The sequence below is a fragment of the Lentzea sp. NPDC051208 genome, assembly GCF_040682435.1.
GTDB lineage: Bacteria > Actinomycetota > Actinomycetes > Mycobacteriales > Pseudonocardiaceae > Lentzea > Lentzea kristufekii.
The window spans coordinates 1-17,106 of sequence record NZ_JBFBAW010000038.1; the positions used below are offsets into that span (position 1 = coordinate 1).

At 69.2% G+C, this 17,106-nt stretch carries 11 protein-coding genes; all 11 read right to left on the reverse strand.

Annotation, left to right across the window (positions count from 1 at the left end; translation table 11 throughout):
• Positions 1 to 90 precede the first annotated feature (90 nt).
• A complete protein-coding gene (locus AB0M48_RS44690) occupies positions 91 to 852 on the reverse strand; it encodes an ABC transporter permease (RefSeq protein ID WP_363855189.1) in 762 nt (253 codons plus the stop codon).
• Complete coding sequence (locus AB0M48_RS44695) at positions 852 to 1,634, reverse strand: ATP-binding cassette domain-containing protein (protein ID WP_363855192.1); 783 nt, start codon at positions 1,632 to 1,634, stop codon at positions 852 to 854. The genes AB0M48_RS44690 and AB0M48_RS44695 overlap by 1 nt, the downstream gene beginning before the upstream one ends.
• A complete protein-coding gene (locus AB0M48_RS44700) occupies positions 1,631 to 2,851 on the reverse strand; it encodes a cytochrome P450 (RefSeq protein ID WP_363855195.1) in 1,221 nt (406 codons plus the stop codon). The genes AB0M48_RS44695 and AB0M48_RS44700 overlap by 4 nt, the downstream gene beginning before the upstream one ends.
• 102 nt (positions 2,852 to 2,953) lie before the next feature.
• Positions 2,954 to 6,079, reverse strand: coding sequence for a BTAD domain-containing putative transcriptional regulator (locus AB0M48_RS44705; protein ID WP_363855198.1), 3,126 nt, complete (start codon positions 6,077 to 6,079; stop codon positions 2,954 to 2,956).
• A gap of 46 nt (positions 6,080 to 6,125) precedes the next feature.
• Complete coding sequence (locus AB0M48_RS44710) at positions 6,126 to 6,947, reverse strand: DUF4097 family beta strand repeat-containing protein (protein WP_363855201.1); 822 nt, start codon at positions 6,945 to 6,947, stop codon at positions 6,126 to 6,128.
• Between the two features lie 143 nt (positions 6,948 to 7,090).
• The gene (locus AB0M48_RS44715; protein ID WP_363855204.1) at positions 7,091 to 10,393 is read right to left on the reverse strand and encodes a discoidin domain-containing protein; all 3,303 of its coding nucleotides are present in this window, start codon (positions 10,391 to 10,393) and stop codon (positions 7,091 to 7,093) included.
• A 25-nt stretch (positions 10,394 to 10,418) separates the two neighbouring features.
• Positions 10,419 to 11,849: a glycoside hydrolase family 43 protein gene (locus tag AB0M48_RS44720; protein ID WP_363855207.1), complete on the reverse strand. Its 1,431-nt coding sequence runs from the start codon at positions 11,847 to 11,849 to the stop codon at positions 10,419 to 10,421.
• 26 nt (positions 11,850 to 11,875) lie between these two features.
• Entirely contained in the window at positions 11,876 to 14,359 is a 2,484-nt protein-coding gene (locus AB0M48_RS44725) for a beta-L-arabinofuranosidase domain-containing protein (RefSeq protein WP_363855210.1), read from the reverse strand.
• A gap of 95 nt (positions 14,360 to 14,454) precedes the next feature.
• On the reverse strand, positions 14,455 to 15,291 hold the full coding sequence (locus tag AB0M48_RS44730) for a hypothetical protein (protein ID WP_363855213.1): 837 nt from the start codon (positions 15,289 to 15,291) through the stop codon (positions 14,455 to 14,457).
• Between the two features lie 28 nt (positions 15,292 to 15,319).
• Positions 15,320 to 16,129: a carbohydrate ABC transporter permease gene (locus AB0M48_RS44735; protein ID WP_363855216.1), complete on the reverse strand. Its 810-nt coding sequence runs from the start codon at positions 16,127 to 16,129 to the stop codon at positions 15,320 to 15,322.
• 16 nt (positions 16,130 to 16,145) lie between these two features.
• Entirely contained in the window at positions 16,146 to 17,105 is a 960-nt protein-coding gene (locus AB0M48_RS44740; protein ID WP_363855219.1) for a sugar ABC transporter permease, read from the reverse strand.
• Position 17,106: the final 1 nt, after the last annotated feature.

The window sequence follows — 17,106 nt, forward strand, 5'->3', positions numbered from 1 at the left end:
CTTCGTCTGTCGCAAGAAGAAGAATCGACCAAGGGCTTCACCCATGATCACCCGGGGTCTCACCCAGCCACTCAGAGGTTAAAACTCAAGCTAGGAGATCTTGCGGCGGTAGGTGATCGTGGCGAGGACGTATCCGACGACGAGGATGCCGACGCACCAGGCGAGTGCGATCCAGATGTCGCTGCCGACCGGCTGCTCCATGTACAGGGCGCGGATGGCGTTGACGATGGACGTCACCGGCTGGTTCTCGGCGAAGGCGCGCACCGGGCCGGGCATGGTCTCGGTGGGCACGAACGCCGAGCTGAGGAACGGCAGGAAGATCAGCGGGTAGGAGAACGCGCTCGCGCCGTCCACGGACTTCGCCGTGAGACCGGGGATGACGGCGAGCCACGTCAACGCCAGGGTGAACAGGATCAGGATGCCGGTGACCGCGAGCCACGCCAGTGGTCCCGCCCCCGAGCGGAAGCCCATGAGCAGAGCGACGAGCACGACGACCACGAGCGAGAGCAGGTTGGCGACCAGGGAGGTCAGCACGTGCGCCCACAGCACCGACGACCGCGCGATCGGCATGGACTGGAACCGCTCGAAGATGCCGCTCTGCGTGTCCATGAAGAGCCGGAACGCGGTGTAGGCGATGCCGGACGCCACCGTGATGAGCAGGATGCCGGGCAGCAGGTAGTTCACGTACGAGGCGGAGCCGGTCTGGATCGCGCCGCCGAACACGTAGACGAACATCAGCATCATGGCGATCGGCGTGATGACGGTCGTGAGGATGGTGTCCAGGCTGCGCGTGATGTGACTCAGGGACCGTCCCAACAGGACGGTCGTGTCGACGAAGAAGTGCTTGGTCATCATCGCTCCTCACTCGGCGTCGTGTCCTTGCGGGCACCGACCAGCGCGAGGAAGACTTCTTCGAGGGTCGGTTGTTTCTCGACGTGCTCGAGCTTGGCGGGCGGGAGCAGCTGCTTGAGTTCGGTGAGGGTGCCGTTCACGATGATCCGGCCCTCGTGCAGGATCGCGATCCGGTCGGCGAGCTGTTCGGCCTCGTCCAGGTACTGCGTCGTGAGCAGCACCGTCGTGCCCTGGCCGGCGAGTTCGCGGACGGCCTGCCACACCTCGAGGCGTCCTTCGGGGTCGAGCCCGGTCGTCGGCTCGTCGAGGAAGATGACCGGCGGGTTCCCGACGAGGCTCATCGCGATGTCGAGGCGGCGGCGCATGCCGCCCGAGTAGGTCGACACCCTCCGCGCGCCCGCGTCGGTCAGCGAGAACCGGGCCAGCAGATCGTCCGCGATCTTGCCTGGACCTTGGAGGTGCCGCAGCCGCGCGACGAGCACGAGGTTCTCCCTGCCGCTGAGGATCTCGTCGACGGCGGCGAACTGCCCGGTGAGGCTGATGGACTCCCGCACGTTCGGGGCCTGCGTGGTGACGTCGAAGCCGTGGACGCGGGCGGTCCCCGCATCGGCTTTCAGCAGTGTGGAGAGGATCTTCACGACCGTGGTCTTGCCTGCGCCGTTCGAGCCGAGCAGCGCGAAGATGCTGCCCCGCGCCACGTCGAAGTCCACGCCGCGCAGCACGTTCAGCGTTTTGTAGGACTTCTCCAGGCCTTGCACGTGGATAGCGGGTGGTGTCGTCATCGGGCGCTCCAGGTGACCGGAAGTTCGTGGACGCCGTAGATGTGCATGTCGGTCTTGAGCTTCACGTCGCCGGCGGGAACGGCGAGCCGCAAGGTCGGGAAGCGGCGCAGCAGTCCCTCGAAGCCGGCGCGCATCTCGATGCGGGCCAGCTGCTGGCCGAGGCACTGGTGGATGCCGTGCCCGAAGGCGACCTGACCGCGGACCTTGCGGTGCACGTCCAGAACGTCCGGGTTCTCGAACCGGTGCGGGTCGCGGTTGGCGGCCAGCAGCGAGACGACGACGGTGGATCCGGCGGGGATGGTCTCGCCGCCGAGTTCGACGTCCTCCGTGGCGTAGCGGAAGAAGATGTCGGCCACGGACAGGTAGCGCATGAGCTCCTCGACGGCGTCGGGGAGCAGATCCTGGTTGTCGCGCAGCTCGTCCAGCTGTGCGGGGTGTTCCAGGAGCGCGAAGGTGCCGAGCGCCAGCATGTTCGCGGTGGTCTCGTGGCCCGCGAGCAGCAGCAGGAACGCCATCCCTGACAGCTCCTCGATGGTGAGGTCCTCGTCGCGGGCCAGGTCCGACAGGATGTCCTCACCGGGGTCGGCGCGCTTGCTCGTCACCAGTTCGGCGAGGTAGCCGAACATCGCGCCGACCGCGGCGATCTTGTCCTCCAGCGTCACGTTCCTCTCCATGAACTTCGAGGAGTTCGACTGGAAGGTCTCGCGGTCCGCGTAGGGGACGCCGAGCAGTTCGCAGATCACCAGCGACGGCACCGGCAGGGCGAACTCCTTCACCAGGTCGGCCGGCGGGGTCAGGCGAGCCAGTTCGTCCAGCTGCCGCTCGGTGATCGCGATGATGCCCTCTTCGAGCTGCTTCATCCGCTTGACCGTGAACGCGCCGGTGAGCTTGCGGCGCAGCCGGGTGTGGTCCGGCGGGTCCATGCTGACGAACAGGCCCGGTGTCTGCGGGGACGGTTCAGTGGCGACCGGCATACCAGGAGTCTCGTACGGCACGTGGATCACGCCGATGTCCTGGCGGTTGCTGAACCGGGTGTCGGCCATGACCTGACGCACCACGTCGTACCCGGTGACCAGCCAGCCCTCGTGACCGTCGGGGAACACCATGGGGCTGACGGGCCGGGCCGCGCGGACGGCGGTGATCCGGCTGGGCGGGTCGAACGGGCCGGCGTCGCGGTCCGTCGGCAGACCCTGCAGGGCAGAAGCCGTGTGGCTCATCGGATTCCCTTCGTGGTGGTTGATGCCACCACGGTCGCCGACCAGCCGGACACGGGACTGTCACGGCGCTGACACGGGCCGTGCCGGTGTCAGCCCGGCCTGTCAGGAATCGAGTGCGACCGCCGCCAGGTCGTTCCAGCTCGTCGTCGCACCCACCTGAGCCGCCGCGTCGAACGCCGCGTCTCCGAGGTGGCTTCGTGCTGCCCGCTCGATCCGGTCCACGTCGGGGTGGGAACGATCCGGAAGTCCTCGCACGGCGGTGCTCGCCGCGAGCAGCTGGGCGGCCTGCTCGTGCCGGCCGCGGCGCAGTGCCAGGTCCGCGACCGCGACGAGCACCTGCGCGATCGTCGGCGCGTACCCCACCTCGGCCGCCGCCTGGCAGGCGTCGGCGAGAAATTCCCCGGCCTCGCCGAGATCGTCGGTCAGGCAGCCGAGCAGCACGTGTGTCACGGCGCGAATGGTCACCTGCCTCGCGTCGGCGCCCCACACGGCGGTCGCGACACCGAGGTGTTCGTACGCCGCGTCGGCATCGCCGCTCCACCGGGCGAGGTCCGCCTTCGCGAGAGCCAGCATGGCGAGCGCGTCCGGCCAGGTGACGCCTTCCGCACAGCGCCCGGCCTCGGCCATGGCGGCCACGCTCGCGTCCTTGTCCCCCAGCAGCCAGTACAGCTGAGCCTGCCGCGCGCGCATCCGGATGACGTCGTCGATCGCACCGACCTCGACGACGATCGCGATCGCCTCCTCGTAGTGCTCACACGCCTCAGCGAACTCGCCGCGCGTCGCGATCCGCTCCGCCAGCTCGGTCAGGGCGAACGAGATCCCGAACCGTTCGCCGAGCACCCGGAACTCGACGAGCGCCTCCTCCAGGTACTCGTCCGCCTCCCGCCCGCCCTGGCCGACCGCGATCCGCATCTTCCCGAGGTGCAGCCTGCCCATCGCGCGTACCCAGGGATCCTCGCTGTCCAGCGACTCCTCCCACGCGGACGGAGCCGCGTCCGGCTCCCGCAGCATGCGTTCCAGCGGGGCGACCAGTCCCAGCAGCGGGTGGTGGTCCTGACCGGCCTGGTAGAGCTCGTAGGTCCTGTGGATCCACTCCTCCGCCTGGCGTTCGTCGCCCAGCCCGGAGCTCACGAACGTCACGACGAGGCCGTACACCCAGGCCCGGATCTCGTCGGGCACCTCGCCCGGCGTCTCGGTGGCCGCGAGGATCAGCTCCAGGCCCTCGGACTTGTGCCCGACGAGCCACCAGTACCAACCGGCGGCCGCCGCCAGCCGCATCGCCGCGTGCGCTTCACCGGCCGCGAGTGCGCCACGCATCGCGGCACTGATGTTGTCGTGCTCGGCGTTCAGCGTGGCGAGCCAGGTGAGCTGTTCGGCGCGGAGCAGGTGCGGGGCCGCTGTTTCGGCGAGTTCGGTGAAGCAGGCGAGGTGCGCCTGCCGCGCCGGCTCCGACTCCCCCGCCTCGGCGAGCCGGTGCGCGGCGTACTCCCTGATCGTGCCGAGCATCCGGTACCGCGGCGCGCCGTCGTCGCTGACGACCAGCAGCGACTTCTCCGCCAGCGAGGTGAGCAGGTCCAGGACCTCGTGCTCCTCGACCGCGCTCTGCCCACCGCCCACGCACACCCGCTCGGCCGCTTCCAGGCTCGCCCCGCCGGCGAACACCGCGAGCCTGCGCAGCACCACCCGTTCGGCGTTGGTCAGCAGCTCCCAGCTCCAGTCGACCATGGCGCGCAACGTCCGGTGGCGGGGCAACGCGGTGCGGCTGCCCCCGGTCAGCAGGCGGAACCGGTCGTCGAGCCGGGCGGCCAGCTGGTCGACGGACATGGTGCGCAACCTGGCCGCGGCCAGTTCGATCGCGAGCGGCATCCCGTCCAACGCCCGGCAGACGCGCGTCATCGTCGCCACCGTGCCGGCGTCAACCACGAGGTCGGTGCGCACGGCGGCCGCTCGTTCCCGCAGCAGTTGCACCGCCGCCGGCAGGTCCAGTGGCCCGACCGACCACAACGCCTCACCGGTGATGCCGAGCGGCTCCCTGCTGGTCGCCAGGATTCGCAGCCGCCGGCACTCCCCCAGCAGCCGATGAGCGAACGTCGCCGCCGACTCGATCACGTGCTCGCAGTTGTCCAGCACGAGCAGCGCCTCGCGCTCGCGGATCGCGGAGATGAGCCGCTCCAGCGGCTCCGCGCTCGTCGCCTCACCAAGCAGCGCGTCGCGAAGGCTGAGCGCGGCGAGCGCCGGCTGCGCCACGTCACTTCCAGGGCCGGCAGGGGCGAGCTCCACCAGCCACACCCCGTCCGGCAGGTCGCCGAGCAGCGTGCGCGCGGTCTCCGTGGCCAGCCTCGTCTTTCCCGAGCCTCCCGGTCCGATCAGGGTGGTGAGCCGATGGCCGGCGACCAGCTCGCGCACCGCGGTGACATCCGCGTCCTTGCCGATGTAGCTCGTCAACTCGGCGCGCAGGTTGGTCTTGCGGTTCTCCTCACCGCGCCCGACCTCGCCGCGCCCGACCTCGCCGCGCAGCAGCGCGACGTGCAGCGCGGACAGCTCCGGTGAGGGATCGACGCCCAGCTCGTCGGCCAGGGCTTCCCTCGTGCGCTGGTAGGCGTGCAGCGCCTCGCTGGTGCGGCCGGCCGCGACGAGTGCGCGCATCAGCGCGGCGACGAGTTTCTCCCGCACCGGATTCGCGGCCACCAGGTCGGTCAGTTCCGCGACCAGCTCCGCGCCCCGGCCGAGGTTGATCTCCGCGTCGAACCGGTCCTCCACGGCGGCCAGGCGCAGCCCTTCGAGCCGGGTGACCGCGGCGTCGAACGCCGCGCTCTCCTGCAGACCGACGTCCTGCAAGGCAGGGCCACGCCACAAATCGAGAGCGTCACGCAGCCGCTGGACTCGCAGCGATCCCTCGTCGGCACGAGCACGGGCGCCGAGGCGTTCGAACCGCACCGCGTCCACGGCATCGGGATCCACCGCCAGGCGGTACCCGTCCGTCATCCCTTCGACCAACGGGTCCGGCAGCGCCTTGCGCAGCCGGGAAACCAAGCGCTGCAAAGCATTCGCCGCGTCGGCAGGCGGGTTCTCGCCCCAGATCCAGTCGACGAGCGCCGCCTTCGGGACCACGCGACCCGGTTGGAGCGCGAGGGCGATCAGCAGCGCACGCAGCCGTGCACCAGGTACCTCCGCGAGAGTGCCGTCGTCCGCACGAACCTCGAACGGCCCCAGAATCCCGATCTGCACCTGCCCGATCCTGCCACGACCGGCTGACAGTGCCCTGACACCGGACTCAGGCGGCAACGCGGTGGATGACGATGTCGTCGAGCCGCGTGCGGGCATGGACCTCGACCTCGGGGTTGTCCTGCGTGAACACCGTGCTGCGCACCAGGCCCTTCGTGCTCTTCGCGTCGACCTCGGCGGAGGTGCCCTCGCTGACACCGATCTCGATGCCACCGGAGGCGTTCATCGCCTCCACCCGGCCACGCGTGACCCGTCCGATCCGGATAGGACAGCCGGCCGCCTTCGCGACGACGCCACCGTCGGCCCGGCCGATGTCGAAGCTGCCGTTCGAGCCGCCCAGATCGACGTCCGACCGGGCATGGCCGATCCAGACCTTCCCGGTCGTTCCCCGGTACCTGACGACGCCCTCGACCTCACCGATCCGCACACCGGCCGAACTGCCCTCGATCGCGGCGGATCCGCTGACGTGCCCGACCGCGAGCCCGCCCGCCCCGAGGTTGCCCCGCAGCGCGGCGACGCGGTCGAGCCGGACCTGCCCCGACCCGATGTTGACCTCGCAGTCGCCGAGCACTCCGTCCGCCCGCACCTCCGTCCACGCCGTGTTCAGGATCAGGCTCGATCCGGCCGGCAGTTCGATCGTGATGGCGACGGAGCCGTTCCGGTCACCCGACTTGGTCGTCTTGACCGCCAGCACGCCGCCGGCGAAGTCGACCTTGGTCTTCTCGGCGACCTTCACGTCCTTCGGGTTCGCGCTGTCGACAGGCTCGACCCGCACCACCGTGTCCGCCCGCTCACTAGCGGCGATCCGCACACGGGCACCTGCGGTGGTCAGCGTGGCGGTGATCGGGTTCGGCGTGGTGAACGTGGACATGTCGTGTCTCCCGTTGTCGGCTTCCGTGGTTGTTGTTCCACGTTCGCCGACAGGCCGGACACAGAGCTGTCACGGCCCTGACACCGGCGACACCACCGATGTCAGGGCCGTTGGACCGCGGTGATCAGCGGTCCTGACGCCGGTCAGCCGAAGGCCTTCACCTCCAGCACGCCGACCGAGTTCGCGCCGCTCTGGAGCACCGCCCGCAGCCGGGTGGTGCTGACCCCGCTGAAGGTGACCTGGTTGTACCGGTCGATCGTGGCCGGATAGCCGCTCGCTCCCGGCACGTCCGCGTAGGCGGTGCCGGTCCAGTACTGGAGCTTCCACGACGCCGGCAGGCGCACTCCCCCGTTGTCGTCGAAGAAGTAGACCTGCGCGGACTTCACGGTCTGCGCCGTCGCCCAGGTCAGCTCACCCCACTGCTCCCCGGTGTTGGGCCACGTTCCCCACCGCGGGTTGACCGTGTCGTTGGAGGAGGGCGGGTCGATCCCGTCGTTCAAGGCGGTCACGCTCTCCCACGCCGACGTGTAGGACGCCGAAGGGGTCGCGGTCAGCGCCAGGTTCGCCGGCCCAGGCCCCGGATCGGTTCCCCCGCCCCGGTTGTAGACCTTCACCTCGGTCAGCGCCGTCTTGAAACCCGGGGCATGGGTCATCTGCACCCGAATCCGCTGCGCACCCACCGGGGTGAAGCGGACGACGTTGTAGTTGGCCTTCGGGGTGCCGGGCGATCTCGACTGGGCGGCGGCGTCGACCCACGTGCGTCCGTTCCAGTACTGGACGTTGTACGAGGCCGGGGCCCGGTAGCGGTTGCCCGCGCGGTCGTCCCGGAAGTACAGCCGCACCTCGTCGACCGTGCGGGACTGCCGGAGGTCGAGCTCGTAGGAGTCCGTGCCGTTGGGCGAGCCGGAACTCCCCCAGACGGGATCGTTGATCGGGAACCCGTCCACCGCGGCCCCGGCCGAGGTGCCTGAAGCCGTGTACGAGGCGGTCACGGCTGCGCCCTGGGCCAGGTTGGGCGTCGTCGACGTGAGGTCGGCGCCCGCCTTGGCGAACACGTCGACGATGCGGCTGCTGTTCTGCACGACGTTCTGCGGCGCCTGCGCCCCGGAGATCGCCGTGCTGTAGTTGACCACGCCCGCCCCGGACGGGAACGTGACCGAGCCCGTGGCCGGGTTGTAGAGCACCTTGGTGAGGCGGTCGACGGTGAAGGCGCGCGTTCCGTTGAGGTACACCGAATATCCCTGGGGAACGCCCGCGTAGCGGGTGACGCCGTCGGCCGGGTCGTCCCACACGACGCTGAGGTCCATGTTGCGCCAGCGCAGGTTGTTCACCGCGAACTGCGACCAGCCGATGGTGATCGGCGACAGCTCCACCTGGGCGTCGTTGCGCGGACGCAGACCGGCGACGTCCTCGATGATGGTCCAGTTGCTGCTGCCGAGGATGTTGTGGTGGATCCACGACCGGTAGTCGATGGTGCGCGAGCCGGCGTTCCAGTCCGCCCAGAACTCGTTGGCGTCAGGCCACTGCGTGTTGCCGCCGACGTACTGGGACCAGGCGTTCCAGTAGAGCAGCTTCTTGTAGTCCTCGTTCGACATCCACTGGTTCGGGTAGTTGCGCAGCACCGAGGAGTACAACCGGAACTGCACCGTGGAGTTGATCGTGGAGAAGTTGTTGCTGCCGGGGAAACCCGCGGCCGCGGCGGCGGCCTTGTCGCGCTGGTTCGCGGTGTAGAACGGGTAGACCGGGTACTCGGCCGGGTCGTCGAACAGCCGCAGGGCCTCGCGGTACTGCTCGGTGTTGGGCATCAGGCCCACCGAGTACGGGTAGTAGTTGTTGATCTCCTTCCACGGCACGTGGGTGTCGGTGGCGACGTGCTTGTGCTCCAGCAGCCTCCGGCCGGGGTTCCACAGGGTGGAGATCACGCCGTTGCGGATGCGGTCGGCCAGTGCCTGCATCTCGGCGGCCTTGGCGGTGTTGCCGACGGTCGCGTAGGCCTGCTGCGCGGCCACCGCGCCGCTCCAGACGTACGCGGTCTCGGCGCGGTCGAGCTTCCCGGGGCGCCAGTCGAAGGAGACCGCGTCCGCGTCGTTGCCGGTCAAGGCGCCCCAGTCGTACTCGATGACGCCGTTGTTGTTGGAGTCGTAATAGGACAGCTGGCCTTTGGCGTCGCCTTCGGCATATCTGGCCAGGGTGCCCGCGATCACGGGTTGACCCCCGTGGACCTGGTAGCTGCGCCACGCGGCTTCGGAGATGTACTGGGTGTAGGAGTTGGACCAGTTCTCCGGGTCGCCGGGGTTGTCCATGAACCGGCCGCCCCTGGACGTCTGGCCCGCCGACAGCCACGGGCCGTAGGAGTAGACCGGGTCGCGCAGGTACTTCAGGTCGTCGATGTGCATCGGCTGGGTCAGGGCGATCGCGTTGTTGTAGCCGGTGACGCCCTCGATCGACACCGGGAACTGGTAGTCCTGGCCGGGGATGTCGACGTCGAGGTGGTTGTACCGCATCAGCCACCAGCGGTAGTAGATGCTCTTCTTGATGGCCGGGTCGGGCACGTCGATGTAGGGGATGTTGTCGGCCCACCAGCGGTTGTAGGCCCGCACGTGGGTCGCGAACGCCGTCGCGGGCGTGTAGCCGCGGTAGGCGTTGTACTCCGTCGCCGACTCGGGGATCTCGTCGGTGAGGAACCCCATCACGACCTTGGTCGTCGCGGTCTGCCCCGCGGGGACGGTGATCGAACGGTCCAGACCGCCGCTCGCGACGGTGAACCCGTCACCGGACAGGCGCGGGCGGATGGTGGTCAGGTTGTTCTTCACGAGCCTGCTGCCGGTCAGTTCGGAACCGGAGGCGGTGGTCGCGTACGGCGAGGTCGCCCGCAGTTGGAGCGTGGAGGACGCGCTGCCGTTGTTGGTGATCGTCAGGTTCGTGACGGCGACGTTGTTGTGGGTGATGAACTTCGCCATGTCGACCCGCAGCGATCCGCTGGTGAACACCCCTTTCCAGTGGCTGGGCATCTGGACGCGGCCGCTGGTCTGCTCCGCGAACGTCCCGGGCGAGATCGTGACGGCGTAGGCGTTCTGGCCGCTGATGTTGTCCCAGTAGGCGGCGTTGCCGCCGAAGCCGATGACGCCGGGGTTGTGGGTGTTCATGTACAGGCCGCGGCCGCGGGTCATCAGCCACGTGCCCGCCGGGTCGTTGCCGGGCCGGGCGAGCAGCCGGTCCATCCAGAAGTCGGTTCCGGCGCTTTCCGCGTCGTAGATGGCTTTCATGGTGCTGCCGGTGCTGTAGCCGACGGGGGCGGCGGGGATGGCGGGTCCGGAGAACGTGGGGTAGCCGATGGTCTGCGCCGCGTGAGCGGTGGTCAGGGGAACCGTGGCGCCCGCCAGGACGAGGATCGCGGCAGGCACCGCCACCCACCTCGCCCGCTTGGCGCGTCTGATGAGGGTCATGTCGTGCACCTCCGAGGATGAGCGGTCAGGCCTGGAACGCTTGCCATTCCAGGACTCCGGTGGAGTGGTCCGGTGCGGAGGTGATGCTCAGCCTCAGCCGGGTGGTGGTGACGGCGGTGAACGTGGTGGTGTTGAAGGTGTTCCCCGCCACCCCGCAGCCCGACTGGCCGGGCACCGGCACGTAGGAGGTGCCGTTCCAGTACTGGACCTGGCAGGAGGCGGGCAGGTCGATGCCCTGGCCGTCGTCGAACCAGTAGGTGGCGACCTTGTTGATCGACCGGCTCGAAGGCCACGTGTACTCGACCCACTGCGTGCCCCGCTCCGGCCAGTTGCCGTACGCGAGGTTGCCCCGGTCCGCCGAGTTCGCGGGCACACCGCCGTTGTTGATCGCCGCCAGGTTCTCCCAGGCCGAGACGAAGGAGGTGGACCGGGTCGCCGACGGCGCGAGGTTGGTGCCCGGCCCGGTTCCCGTGCCGGGGTTGGGCGGTGGCCCGGTGGTGGTCTGCGTGACCCGTTGCATCGTGCCGTCGGCGTTGAAGTTCAGCAGGTCCACCGCGACGGACCGGCGGAAGTTGCCGCCGCCCGGCGCGTTCGCGTTGTGGTAGACCATGTACCACTGCCCGTTGAACTGGACGACGCCCGCGTGGTTCGTGGTCGAGGAGACCTGGCCGAGCACGACGCCGCGGTGCCTCCACGGGCCGAGAGGACTGGTCGCGGTGGCGTACCGCTGGCACGCGTAGCTCGACGACGTCACGCAGCCGTTGGTGTCGTTGGCGGCGTAGATCATGTAGTAGAGGCCGTTGCGCTTGAACATCCACGGCGCTTCCCAGTAGTCCGTCAGCCCCGTGGGCGTGACGACCGGGCCGTCCAGCTCGATCATGTTCGGCTTGAGCTTCGCCGCGCGGACGCCCCAGTAGCCGCCCCAGTACAGGTAGGCCTGGCCGTCGTCGTCGGTGAACACCGTGGGATCGATGTTGAGGCCCGACGAGTTCGGGGTGCTGTCGCTGACCAGCGGCCCGCCCTTGGCGTCGGTGAACGGTCCGAGCGGACTGTCGCCGACGGCGACGCCGATGTCCATCCACCCGGCGCCGTTGCCGTTGACCGAGGTGTACCAGTAGTACCTGCCGTTGCGGGGTTCCACCTCGCTGGCCCACGCGTCCGCGCCGGCCCACTTGAACGTGCCGATGTTCGCCTTGGCGCCGTGGTCGGTCCACGAGGCGGCGTCGGTCGAAGACAGCACCCGCCACTCGCGCATCAGGAAGTTGTTGCCTCCCGGGGCGGCTTCATCGCGGCCCGCGTAGATGTACAAGGTGTTGCCGACGACGAGTGGCGCAGGGTCGGCGGTGTAGTAGGAGGTGACGATCGGGTTCGACGCGTCTGCGGAAGGCGTGACGAGCGCACTGGTCGCGAGTGCGATCGCGGCGCCCAGCTTCACCGCCCTGTGCCGGAACGGCATGGCTTCTCCTTCAGCTGGAGGACGAGCTACTGGCCGGTCGCGTGCAGGTCCGCGACCTCGGTCGCGGACAGGGCGCGGCTGTACACGCGGAAGCCGTCGACCGCGCCGTCGAGGTAGGGGTCGCCCGCGTACTGCGAGCGGCCGATCCAGTTCTGACCCGTGCCACCGAGCGCCGCCGGGCGCACCGTCATCGCGGAGTTGCGCGCGACCTCGGCGCCGTTCACGTGCAGGACGCCCAGATCCCCCTGCTGCGTCACGGCCACGTGCGTCCACACCCCGGCCGGTAGCGGGGACGCGGAGTTGATCTGCTGCTCCCCCGCGGCGCCGGTGCCGGTGATGGCGAACCTCGCGCCACCGGCGGAACTGCGCGGGGTGAGGAACAGGTACGCGCCGGTGCCCGCCCCGAGGTCGAACACCCGCGCCCACGTGGTGACCGCGTCGAGCCTCACCCAGGCCGCCACGCTGAACGCGGTCGCGCCGGCCAGCAACCCGGCGGGCAGCACGACGTGCGCACTGGAGCCGTTGAGGTCGGCAGCGCCCCCGGAGCGCCCGGTGGTCCAACCGGCGCCGCCTGCCAGGGTGGCGGTGCGGCCGTTGCCCGTGGCGTCCGCGGCGGTGGTGCCCGATCCCGCGTCGAAGGGGTAGTGCGCCACGAACGGCGGCGGTGGGGGTGTCTCCCCGACGTTCCAGTAGACGGTGTACCGCTGGCCGTGCAGCCGGTGGAACGGCGAGAGCGTGACCGGGCCGGTGCTCGCGGTCGCGGTGTACTGCAACGGAGTCTGGGTCGCCCGGAGCGTCGACGGCTGAAGGGTGGGCATCGACGTGAGGTTGGTGGTGCCGTACGCGCCCGCGAGCACGATCGGACCGTGCCTCACCGCCTGCACGGCCGGGTTGTCGGGGGTGCTCTCCCTGGTGAGGGTCATCGGCAGGGTGAGCTCGACGACGTCCCCGCTCGACCACGTCCGGTCGATCCGCGCGTAGGTGCCGGGTGTGGTGGCGGCCTGCGCCGCACCGTTGACGCGAAGCTGGGCGCCCGTGGTCCACGACGGGATCCGGACGCGCAGGTCGATCGCTCCCGCGCCGGTGATGGTCAGCCTCGTGGACGCCGCGTCGGGGAACGTGGTGTCCTGCCGGACGGTGATGCCGCGTCCGGGCCAGGTGAGCACGGAGGGGATGAAGAGGTTGACGTAAAGGGTGTTGCCGGACTGGAAGTAGATGCTGTCGGCGTGCTTGGTGTTGGTCTCCATCCCGGTGCCGTGGCAGCAGGTGAAGTCGTTGTAGTCGTTGCTGTAGGTGCGGATGCCGCCAGGGCGCAACGGCACGTAGTAGCTGTGGTGCCCGTGCTGGGAGTTCGGGTTCTGGCCTCCGAGCAGGTGGTTGTAGAGCGCCTTCTCGTGGAGGTCGAAGAGGTCCGCGCGGCCGGGTTCGGTGCGGAACAGCTGCCGGGTCAGCTTGAGCATGTTGTAGGAGTTGCAGCACTCGCAGGTGCTGTCCGACAGTTCGGAGGCGATCCGGCCGGGGGCTTTGAAGTACTCGCCGTTGGAGTTGCCGCCGATGGCGTACGTGTGTCCGCCTGTGACGATGTTCCAGAAGTTCGAGGCGATGTCGCGGTATCGGACGATCCCGGTGGCGTGGTACTCGCGAAGGGCACCGATCGCCTTGGGGATCTGGGTGTTGGCGTGGTACCCGTTGAGCGCGTCGGTGTTCGCGGCGAGCGGGTCGAAGATCTCCGCGTGGTCGAAGTACTGGGCGCTCGTGAGGTGGTTCGGGTCGCCGGTGACCTGGTAGAGGTTGGTCAGGACCTCGTTCATGCCACCGAACTCCGTCTGCAGCATCGCCTGGCGCCGGGCGTAGGTCAGGGCGCTGTTGCGGGTCCGCACCCAGCCCGCCATGCGGGTGAGCACGGTGAGGGCTTGGGCGTTGCCCACGAGCAGGTGGACGTCCAGCAGGCCGGCCATGATCTTGTGCAGCGTGTAGTAGGGCGCCCACACCGGTTCGCGGGCCTCCACGCGGGCGATGAAGCTCTCGGGGAACGCGGCCAGGTAGCCGGGGGTGAAACCCGCGGTCTGGGCCCGGTCCTGGCAGGTGGCGAGCTGGGTGACGAGGTGGTTCGCCTTGGTGGAGAACGCCGTGTCACCCGTGCTCGCGTAGGCCTGCGCCAGCGCGGTGAGCACGTGGCCGGTGGAGTGGCCGCGCAGTTCGGTGGTGGGTGACTCCCATCCTCCACAAGGGACGGCCGAAGAGGACAGACCGACGTTGAGCCGGAACGTGCGCAGCAGCCGGTCCGGGTCGAGGAACTTCAGGTAGGAGTGGGTGCGAGCGATGTTGGACTGGAACGGGCCCGCGAGCAGCGCCACCGCGCCGAGTGGGAAGGGATCCGCCGACACGCCGGCATCCGGGCGGGCCGCAGCGGCGGTGGCCACCGCGCCGGGGAACGTGCCCGCGGCCGTTGCGGCGACGAGCACCCCCGCCCGCAAAACCGAACGACGACTGGGAGTGGGCAGGGTCATGCGCGTCACCTTTCAGGGGGATGACACGGAAACGGGCAGGGCGAGGCCACCGTCCCGTGACGCGGCAGGGATCACGGGACGGTCGCGCGGGTGGATCAGAGGCCGTAGCGGTTCTTCAGGTGACGCCACCAGTCGCGCAGCATCCACTTGTCGAACTCGGTGATGGTGGCGGAACTGCCCGCCTTCATGATGAAGTTGCTGACGCCGGACGGCGTCCAGTCGTAGAAGTCGTCCAGCCCGAACGTGTGGCCGACCTCGTGCAGGAAGATCGTCACGCTGTCCGCGTCGAGGTTGTTCAGGAAGTACTCGCTGCCCATCCGCTGGCCCCAGTCACCTCCCGCTCCCCCGCCCATCCCGGCGGTCAGCCAGAGCGACTGGTCGTAGTGGCGGGCCACGCCGCCGGGGCAGTTGCGGTACTGGCCGTCGCGGACGAAGAACCGGCCGCACGGCTCGGCGCACTGCGGCGCGTTCTCCCGGATGTTGTTGACGTAGATGTCGACCGAGTTGTCCGTCCACTGCAGCTGCGCGCGGTCGCGCACCGCCCAGCCGACGACCTTGATCGGCACGGTGGCGTAGGGCCAGTTGTTGTGGCCCGCCATGACGTCCATCCACTTCTTGTACTGGCGGGCGAGCTGGGCGTGGATCTGGTCGCGCTGGGCGGCGGAGACCTTGGCGGGCGAGTCCCACCGCACGCAGAAGTTCAGGTAGCCGCCGTTGGCGAAGACCTGGTCCCAGCCGTAGTTGCGGAAGCCGTACAGGTTGCCGTAGGTGCTTTCCTGGTGCGACCACACCTGATTGAGCGGTGTGACCAGGTCGGCGGGTGGGTTCCAGGTGTCCGCCGCCGTGACCGGGGCGGGACCGGCCTGGGCCACACCGGCGCCGCTCGCGACGAGGACGCAGGCGAGGAGGAGCTCTTTCCACAGTCGTATCACCGTTGGTACTCCTTGTAGTAGCAGGGATTCAGCCTTTCAGTGCACCGGAGGTGAACCCGCGCACGTAGCTGCGCTGCATGAAGGCGAACAGCACCAGGCAGGGCACGGCCATGAAGACGACGCCCGCCTCCAGCGCGGCGTAGTCGATGGAGCCGTGGCTCGCGGTGCGCAGGTTGACCACGGCGAGCGTGGTGGTGAACTTGTCGGTCGAGTTGAGCAGGATCAGCGGTGCGAAGAACTCGCTCCACGACGTCAGGAACGCGAAGAGCCCCACCGTGATCAACCCCGGCCGGACGGCCGGCAGCATGATCCGCACCAGCGTGCCGAAGGTGTTGCAGCCGTCGACCCTCGCGGCCTCCTCCAGTTCCAACGGGACGGCCTCGAAGGAGTTGCGCATCATGAAGATCGAGAACGGCAGCTGGAACATGATCAGCACCAGGCTCAGCCCGATCAGCGAGTCCTCCAGCCCGAACCAGCCCAGCAGCACGTACAGCGCGATCAGGATCGTCGCGTACGGGACCATCAGGATCGCCAGGGTGAGCAGGAACAACGCGTCACGGCCGGGGAAGCGGAACCGCCCGAACGCGTAGCCGCCCAGCGTCGCGACGACCAGCGTGCCGCCGACGGTCAACGCGCTGACCGCGAGGCTGTTGAGGACGTGGTGAGGCCGGATGCCGTTGTCGGAGGTGAAGAGCCGGTCGTAGTTCTCCAGCCCGAACCCGGTGTCGGTGCGCACCGACGCCCACCCGCTCCACAGCAGCGGGAACAGGAACAGGATCGCGAGTGCCGCGCCGGTGACGTAGTAGCCCCACCGCGAGGCGGTGCTGGATCCGGGCATGGATTCGGAGCCTCTCTCACTCGGAGCGACGGCGCAGCACGCCGAACTGGACTGCGTTGAACACGAGGAGCACGGCCAGCAGCAACACCGAGATGCCCGCGGCCGAACCGAGGTCGAGGCGGATGAACGCCTCCCGGTAGATCACCATCACCAGCGACGTGGTGCTGTTGTCCGGGCCGCCGCGGGTGAGGATCCAGAACTGGTCGAACGCGAGCAGCGACCCGGTCGACATCAGCGTGAGGACCAGGGCGATCGTCGGCCGCATCAACGGCAGGGTGATCCGGCGGAACGTCTGCCAGCGCGACGCCCCGTCGATGCGGGCGGCCTCGTAGACGTCCACCGGGATGGCCTGCAGACCGGTCAGCAGGATCAGCATGTTGAACCCCGCGAACCGCCACAGCACCAGCACGACCGCCGAGCCGAGCGCGGACCCGGCGCTGCCGCTGGTCCACGAGACGTAGCCGTCGACGACGCCGAGCCAGGACAGCAGATCGTTGACCGGGCCGATCTCGTCGCTGAGCAGGCCGAGGAACAGCAGCGACGCGCTGGCGAAGCCGACGGCCATCGGCAGGAAGAACGCCGCCCGCAGGAACCCGACGCCGGGCCGGCGGTGCTGGACCAGCAGTGCCAGGCCGAACGCCACCACGAACAGCAGCACGGTCATGATGGCGGTGTACTTGAGCGTGAACCAGGCCGCCGACACGACCAGTTCGTTGTCGGCGATGCCCGCGTAGTTGTCCGGCGCGTTGAGCGTCGGCTTGCCCAGCAACGGCCAGCGGTGCAACGACATCCAGCCGACGAGCCCGAGCGGCACCAGGAAGAACACGCCCACCATCACCGCTGTCGGCGCGGCGTACGCGACGCCGGCCAGCGCGCGCCACCGCCTGCCGCTCATCGAACGGCGGGTCGCGCGAGGTGTGGGCCGGCGCCCCGGCTCCAGCCGTTCCCGCGGTGGTGACGTCGTCGTCACGGCCATG